This window comes from Rhodoplanes elegans, from assembly GCF_016653355.1.
Classification (GTDB): Bacteria; Pseudomonadota; Alphaproteobacteria; order Rhizobiales; family Xanthobacteraceae; genus Rhodoplanes; species Rhodoplanes elegans.
Window position 1 is genome coordinate 39,458 of the sequence record NZ_NHSK01000121.1, and the last position, 6,441, is coordinate 45,898.

A 6,441-nucleotide genomic window follows, 5' to 3' on the forward strand; every position below is an offset into this window, starting at 1 on the left:
GTGTCACGTTCACCGGGACTTGGGCCTGCGCACGGCGCCGGTTGACAAGCCGGCCGGCCGGGTCGATTTGCGCAGGTGTCACGTCGCTGGCAGCGGCTCGGTTCATGAACCGTCATTCCGGGGCGCGAACCGCAGGTTCGCGAGCCCGGAATCCATAGCCCCTGTGCCGGTGGCTCACGACAGGCGGGGCGTATGGGTGCTCGGCCCTGTGGGCCGCCCCGGGACGACGGAAGGAGGTCGGCGTCCAACTGGCGTCGATCATGCAGACGTTGCGATGACGGTGGCGCTTCGATGAGCCTGCAGGACGAAACCGCCCTGGTGCTGTTTTCCGGCGGCCAGGATTCGACCGTCTGCCTCGCCTGGGCGCTGTCGCGCTTTTCGCGGGTCGAGACGGTCGGCTTTGCCTACGGCCAGCGTCATGCCGTGGAGCTGCAGGTGCGGCCGCGCATCCGCATGCAGATGGGCGCCCTCGACCCCGGCTGGGGCGCGCGGCTCGGCTCCGACCACCTGATCCCGCTTGACGCGCTCGGCGCCGTGTCCGAGACGGCGCTCACCCGCGACGTGGCGATCGAGGTCGCCGAGGACGGGCTACCGACCACCTTCGTGCCCGGCCGCAACCTCGTCTTCCTCACCTTCGCGGGGGCGCTGGCTTACCGGCGCGGCGCCCGACACCTCGTCGCCGGCATGTGCGAGACCGACTATTCGGGTTATCCGGACTGCCGCGACGACACCGTCAAGGCGATGCAGCTCGCCCTCAATCTCGGCATGCAGCGCCGCTTCGTCGTCCACACGCCGCTGATGTGGATCGACAAGGCGCAGACCTTCGCGCTCGCCGAGGAACTCGGCGGAGCGCCGTTCGTCGACCTGCTTCTCGAAGAGACCCACACCTGCTATGTGGGCGACCGCTCGGTCCGCCACCGCTGGGGCTATGGCTGTGGCACGTGCCCGGCCTGCCGGCTGCGGGCCGAGGGCTTCTCGCAATGGATGTCCGCTCGCCAATGTTAACCCCCGATCTTCGCCGTCGCTCGGAAGGGCTCGTTTTTCTTGTCCTTTTCGCCCTCACAATTCCGGCCGCCAACTGGCTGATCCAGCATGCGGGCACGACCTGCGTGCCACGCGGTCCGTGCTTGGTGCCGGTGCTGCCGGGCCTTTCGGCACCCTCCGGCGTGCTGATGGTGGGTGTCGCCCTGGTGCTGCGCGACCTCGTCCAGCGCCGGCTCGGCGTGCTGGTCGCGGCCGCCGCCGTGCTGGTCGGGGCGCTCCTGTCCGCCTTCCTGGCGCCGCCCGCCCTGGTGATCGCCTCGGCGGCCGCCTTCCTGGTCTCCGAGATGGCGGATCTTGCCGTCTACACGCCGCTGGCGCGCCGCCGCATGGTGACGGCCGTGCTCGCCTCCGGCCTGGTCGGTCTCGTGGTCGACTCGCTCCTCTTCCTGTGGCTCGCCTTCGGGTCGCTCGACTTCCTGGCCGGCCAGGTGGTCGGCAAGGCCTGGATGGTGCTGCTGTCGATCCCGTTCATGCTGTGGCTGCGCCGGCGCGACGAGCGCCTCGGCCTGGTGGCGGCCTGAGTCTCTCGGCCGGCATTCCGGGGCGCGCCGGAGGCGCGAACCCGGAATCCAGCGGCGGGCTCGGTGTTCGTGTCTGGATTCCGGGTTCGCCGCATCGAAATCGGCCTAGCCGATTTCGGCACTCCAATGTGCCGATCCCGGGTTTACCCGGGATCTGTGCGGCGCCCCAGAACGACCCCCAAAAAAAGGTGGAAACCCAATGTCCGCGGCGCTCTACGACATCCTGAAGAAGGTGACGACCGCCACCGTCACCACCATGCTCTTGAAGAAGGGCATCAGGCGCTGCTGGATGGCCGGGCCGAAGCCGCTGGTGTCGGCCGGCGAGCGCCTCGTCGGCCCCGCCTTCACGCTGCGCTTCGTGCCGGCCCGCGAGGATCTGGCGACCCCGGAGAGCTGGTCGAAGCCGATCTCCACCCGCGGCGCCATCGAGGCGATGCCGGAGAACTGCATCGTCGTCGCCGACGCCATGGGCATCACCTCGGCCGGCATCTTCGGCGACATCCTGTGCGCCCGGATGAAGAAGCGGAACGTCACCGCGCTGGTCACCGACGGGGTGATGCGCGACCGCACCGGCGTGCTGGCGAGCGGCCTGCCGGTGTGGTGCGCCGGCGTCGCCGCGCCGGCCTCGGTCAACGGGCTGACCTTCGTCAACTGGCAGGAGCCGATCGGCTGCGGCGGCGTCGCGATCTTCCCGGACGACGTGATCGTCGCCGACGACGACGGTGCCGTGGTGATTCCGAAGGATCTGGTCGAGTACGTCGCCCACGAGGGCGCCGAGCACGAGCTCTACGAGTCGTGGGTGTTCACCGAGGTCGAGCGCGGCGTCCCGCTCCCCGGCCTCTACCCCCCGAACGACGAGGCCAAGGCCCGCTACGCCGCCTGGCGGCAGAGCCGGAGCTGACGGCGCGTCGTCGTCATCGCTCATCACGCGCGATCAACATTTCGCGTTTCGCATCTCACGGCGGCACGCGAAAGTTGCGGGCGGGGGTGTCCTGACCTAGGCTTCTCCCTGGGCTGTGGCCGAGGGAGGCGCCTGTGCGGGTACTCTTTCAGGTCGTGCTCGCCCTGCTGGTCTGGTCGGGCGGCCCGGTGGCGGCCCAGGAGGCCAGAGGCGGCGCCGCTCCCGCGGTCTTCGCCGAACTGCGGTCCCTCGAAGCGACCCTGGCCGAGGTGTGCCGGACCGGCGCCCAACGGCTCGACGACGCGGCCTGGGCTGCTTGGAAGCGCCGCGAGGAGTTGATGGCGGGGCTCGATGGCAGCCTTCGGGGCCGGCTTCTGCGCTTCAGCCGCCTCGAACCGGACTGCCGAACTCGCCTCGCGACACTGGCGCAGCAGCGCGCCGCGGCCGCCCAGGGCCGTCACCACTACCACTATCGCCAGCGACCGGCGCCGCCCTCGGTCACGGCCCAGCGGCCGCGGCCGGAGCCGCCGCGCGTCGATACCGAGCCGCGCGCCGCGCCGCCCGCCACCGGGGTGAACAAGCCGCTGTTCCCGTGGCCGCCACCGACCGCGTCGACGAGCCGCGCCTTCTCGCCCGACGTGGACGCCGGCAGGCCGCGGGCCCGGCGGGTCGGCGAGGTCGCCGACCGGGTGCGGCTGATCACGGCGGCGGCCGGCTACGACAAGATCAACTTCTACACGGCTCCGGGCGGCTTCGCCTTGGTCACGCGGCTCGAGCAACTCGAGGCGGACACCGGACGCCCGCTGCCGGAACCCGACCGCTGGCAGATTCCGAGCCGTCCGATCGTCGCGAGTTTTGGTCTCGAGTTGCTTCTGGATGCCGTCAGGCTGGTCCGCAACCCCGGCTATTTTCGCGTCTTCGTGTTCGTGCTGACCAACAAGGGGGTCGAGACGGCGCCCGCCGACGACGACGAGGCGTACCGACTGGCGATCGATTGGGCGCAACGCGGGGCCGACGTCCTGGACCCGGCGATCCGCGCGCTCCCGGTGACGCCGGATCACTCGCTCCTGGTGCTGGTCTACGAGTTCGAACGAACAGGCGAGAAGTCGGAGCATCTGCGGCCGAGCCGGTGGACGCTCGACGATCATCTCGACAGCATCGGCGCAAGCCTGAAATCGCTGCCATGACGGTGCGTACCGCCAAGATCGCGCTCACGGCGCTTTGGGGCGTCGCCATAATGCCGCTGCTGCTGATCCTGATCCTGCGCCAGCTCAACGGGTTCTACGGCAGCGAGGCGCAGGCGGCCTGGACCTGGGTCGCCCAGTACGTGTTTCCGGGCATGACCCTGATCGGCGGCGCCTGGACCGTGACCGACCATCCGGAGGACGCCGAGAAGCGGGCATCCACTGTCGTGGTCTGGGGAGCGCTCGTCCTATCCGCCTTCTACCTGCTGGTCCTCTATCTGGTCCTCGGCGCTCAGGCGCGTGGCTCGCTCGAGGACGTCCTGCAAGGCTCAGGCCTGTTCCTCGGACTGATCCAGGGCGTCGTCGTCGGCTGGCTCGGCAAGTTCTTCATCGAGGCGAAGCGCTGACGGCGCGACTCGCTGGCGGCTTGACGTGGGCGCCGGGGAACGCTTCACCGGGGGCATGTTCTTTCCGGTCTCCAAGCTGCTCGGCTTCTTCGCGCTGCCGTCCAACGCCGTCATGGTGCTGGGCCTCGTCGGCCTCGTCCTGATGGCGACGCGATGGGCGCGGCTCGGGCGCGGTCTCGTGGTGGCGAGCCTCGTCCTGCTCGCCGTGTTCGGCTGGTCGCCGCTCGGCAACGCCCTGTTGGTGCCGCTGGAGGCGCGGTTTGCGCCGTTCCGCGACGACGGCCGGCCGATCGCCGGCATCGTGATCCTGGGTGGGGCGACCACGCCTGATGTGGCGGCGGCGCGCGACGAGGTCGTACTCAACGAGGCGGCCGAGCGGATGACGGCCGCGGCCGCGCTGGCGCTCCGCCACCCGGAGGCGCGGGTGATCCATTCGGGCGGCGACGCGAGCTTCGTGTTCGGCGGCGGCAACGAATCGGACTCGGCGCTGCGCCTGCTGCGCGACCTCGGCCTGCCGGCCGAGCGGCTCGTGCCCGAGGACCGGTCGCGCAACACGGTCGAGAACGCCGCGTTCACCAAGGCGATCGCGCAGCCGAAGCCGGGCGAGCGCTGGCTGCTCGTCACCTCGGCCTATCACATGCCGCGTTCGATCGGCGTGTTCCGGCAGGCCGGCTTCGCGGTCGAGCCGTACCCGGTCGACTGGCGCACGGTGGGACCGTCGGACGCCCTGCGGCCCTTCGCGACGCTCGGCGACGGCCTGCGCCGCACCGACACGGCGATGCGCGAATGGGTCGGCCTTGTCGTCTACTGGCTCACGGGCAGGTCGTCGGACCTGTTCCCGGGGCCGCGGCCGGGCTGTGACCTCGGCCGGGCGGACAACTGCCGGCCGTGATCGGGCGTCAGGTCGGCGGATCGTCGTCGCGCAGCGCGCGCAGCGAATCCGAGGCGAACTGGCGGTGCCAGACGACGAAGACGACCGCCGCGGTCGAGGCGATCAGCACCCACGGGCCGATGAACCAGCCCAGATAGGCGAGCGCGAAGAACAGGGCCCGCTGGCCGCGGTTGAAGTGCATGGCGGCGGAGCGGAACAGCCGCGTGGTGCGGCGGACGTGGCGCTCGGCCTCCTCGCTGCCCTGCTCGGACGCCGGGGGCGTCGCCCCGAGCATGATCGCGACATAGTTGAACAGCCGGTACGACCACGCGAACTTGTAGAACGTGTAGACGAAGATCACGGTGAGGCCGACCGATTTCACCTCCCACAACTCGCGCGCGCTCGGCATCGAGACGGGCAGGGTGGAGAGGATCGACGCCACTTGGTCGGTCGAGCGCACCACGGTCAGGGCACCGCCGATCGCGAGCAGCGAGGTCGAGGCGAAGAAGGCGGCGCCGTTCTGCAGAGCCGCCATGATCTGGGTGTCGACGATGCGTGATTCGCGCCGAAGCATGCGGCGCATCCACACGGCGCGCTCCTCGTCCATCCGCGCGTTGAGGGCGCCGCGGCCGAGCCGCGTCCACTCCATCGTGACGGCGTAGCTCGTCCAGGCGAGGACGAACACCGAGATCGCCACGAGATCGAGCGGGTCGAACCATCCGAGCATCGCCATTCCCCCCGATTGCCAATCCGCCCGCGGTCGCCACAATGCCCGCCCGCTTCGCCCCCGACGTCCCGCTTCGTCGGCGCCGCTCGGGCGCCGACGCCCAGGAGAATGACATGACGCAGACCATCACGAAGCACGTCGCCGATCTGGTAGCCGAGGCGGAGCGCGAGATCGAGACCCTCGGCGTCGACCAGGCGATCGCCCTGCACGGCGACTCCGCCGTGGTCTTCGTCGACCTGCGCGACATCCGCGAGCTCGATCGCGAGGGACGGGTGCCCGGCGCGTTCCATTGCCCGCGCGGCATGCTGGAGTTCTGGATCGACCCGGCGAGCCCCTACCACAAGCCGGTCTTCGCCCAGGACAAGAAGTTCGTGTTCTTCTGCGCGGCCGGCGCCCGCTCGGCGCTCTCCACCTTGACGGCGAAGCGCATGGGCCTCGCCCCGGTCGCCCATGTCGGCGGCGGCTTCGGCGCCTGGAAGAAGGCCGGCGGCCCGATCGAGATCAAGGTGTAGGCGGGCTGCTTTTACCCTTTCCCTTCGCGGTCCGGCTTGGGCGCAGGTTTCACCGCGAAGGGGGCGGCCCCGTCGATGTGGTGCCGAGGAGCCCCCGACGATGCGTCGGACAGGGCGTGGCTCCCTCTCCCCAGCGGGGAGAGGGATGGGGTGAGCGACTGTCTTGGCTGTCAAGCGTTTTGCCATGGTCGATTGTCCCTGAGCATGGCGTTGAGGATTGTCAGTAGCTTCCGAGCGACGGCGATCAAGGCGACCATCTTCGGCTTGCCGGCAC

At 70.1% G+C, this 6,441-nt stretch carries 8 protein-coding genes and 1 pseudogene; 7 read left to right on the forward strand and 2 right to left on the reverse strand.

The window, feature by feature from the left end; all coding sequences use genetic code 11:
* The first annotated feature begins 291 nt into the window (after window positions 1–291).
* The 6 genes from queC (at window position 292) to CCR97_RS16115 (ending at window position 4,949) form a co-directional block, all read left to right on the forward strand.
* Complete coding sequence (gene queC, locus CCR97_RS16090) at window positions 292–1,005, forward strand: 7-cyano-7-deazaguanine synthase QueC (protein WP_111355810.1); 714 nt, start codon at window positions 292–294, stop codon at window positions 1,003–1,005.
* Between the two features lie 125 nt (window positions 1,006–1,130).
* Entirely contained in the window at window positions 1,131–1,565 is a 435-nt protein-coding gene (locus CCR97_RS16095; protein ID WP_338049090.1) for a VUT family protein, read from the forward strand.
* Window positions 1,566–1,764: 199 nt separating this feature from the next.
* Window positions 1,765–2,466, forward strand: coding sequence for a ribonuclease activity regulator RraA (locus CCR97_RS16100; RefSeq protein ID WP_111355812.1), 702 nt, complete (start codon window positions 1,765–1,767; stop codon window positions 2,464–2,466).
* Window positions 2,467–2,600: 134 nt separating this feature from the next.
* Window positions 2,601–3,653: a hypothetical protein gene (locus CCR97_RS16105; RefSeq protein ID WP_201159642.1), complete on the forward strand. Its 1,053-nt coding sequence runs from the start codon at window positions 2,601–2,603 to the stop codon at window positions 3,651–3,653.
* Entirely contained in the window at window positions 3,650–4,057 is a 408-nt protein-coding gene (locus CCR97_RS16110; RefSeq protein ID WP_111360294.1) for a hypothetical protein, read from the forward strand. Before CCR97_RS16105 ends, CCR97_RS16110 begins: the two co-directional genes overlap by 4 nt.
* A 55-nt stretch (window positions 4,058–4,112) precedes the next feature.
* Window positions 4,113–4,949 (forward strand): YdcF family protein, encoded by an 837-nt coding sequence (locus tag CCR97_RS16115; protein ID WP_111360292.1) that lies wholly within the window; start codon window positions 4,113–4,115, stop codon window positions 4,947–4,949.
* A 7-nt stretch (window positions 4,950–4,956) separates the two neighbouring features.
* Here the strand turns inward: CCR97_RS16115 and CCR97_RS16120 are convergent, their stop codons facing one another.
* Window positions 4,957–5,661, reverse strand: a complete 705-nt coding sequence (locus tag CCR97_RS16120; protein WP_420826079.1) for a DUF599 domain-containing protein — start codon at window positions 5,659–5,661, stop codon at window positions 4,957–4,959.
* 107 nt (window positions 5,662–5,768) lie between these two features.
* On the opposite strand from CCR97_RS16120, the gene CCR97_RS16125 reads away from it, so the two are divergent.
* Window positions 5,769–6,167 carry a rhodanese-like domain-containing protein gene (locus CCR97_RS16125; protein WP_111360780.1) on the forward strand — a complete coding sequence of 133 codons (399 nt, stop codon included), beginning with the start codon at window positions 5,769–5,771 and terminating at the stop codon, window positions 6,165–6,167.
* A 170-nt stretch (window positions 6,168–6,337) separates the two neighbouring features.
* Here CCR97_RS16125 and CCR97_RS16130 read toward each other — a convergent pair.
* Window positions 6,338–6,441 (reverse strand): annotated as a pseudogene (locus CCR97_RS16130) (IS110 family transposase); the annotation flags it as partial.

Bases quoted from the DNA above. Each gene is read 5' to 3' on its own strand.
- queC (WP_111355810.1), top strand. From the start codon at position 292: ATGAGCCTGCAGGACGAAACCGCCCTGGTGCTGTTTTCCGGCGGCCAG.
- CCR97_RS16100 (WP_111355812.1), top strand. From the start codon at position 1,765: ATGTCCGCGGCGCTCTACGACATCCTGAAGAAGGTGACGACCGCCACC.
- CCR97_RS16110 (WP_111360294.1), top strand. From the start codon at position 3,650: ATGACGGTGCGTACCGCCAAGATCGCGCTCACGGCGCTTTGGGGCGTC.
- CCR97_RS16115 (WP_111360292.1), top strand. From the start codon at position 4,113: ATGTTCTTTCCGGTCTCCAAGCTGCTCGGCTTCTTCGCGCTGCCGTCC.
- CCR97_RS16120 (WP_420826079.1), bottom strand. From the start codon at position 5,661: ATGGCGATGCTCGGATGGTTCGACCCGCTCGATCTCGTGGCGATCTCG.
- CCR97_RS16125 (WP_111360780.1), top strand. From the start codon at position 5,769: ATGACGCAGACCATCACGAAGCACGTCGCCGATCTGGTAGCCGAGGCG.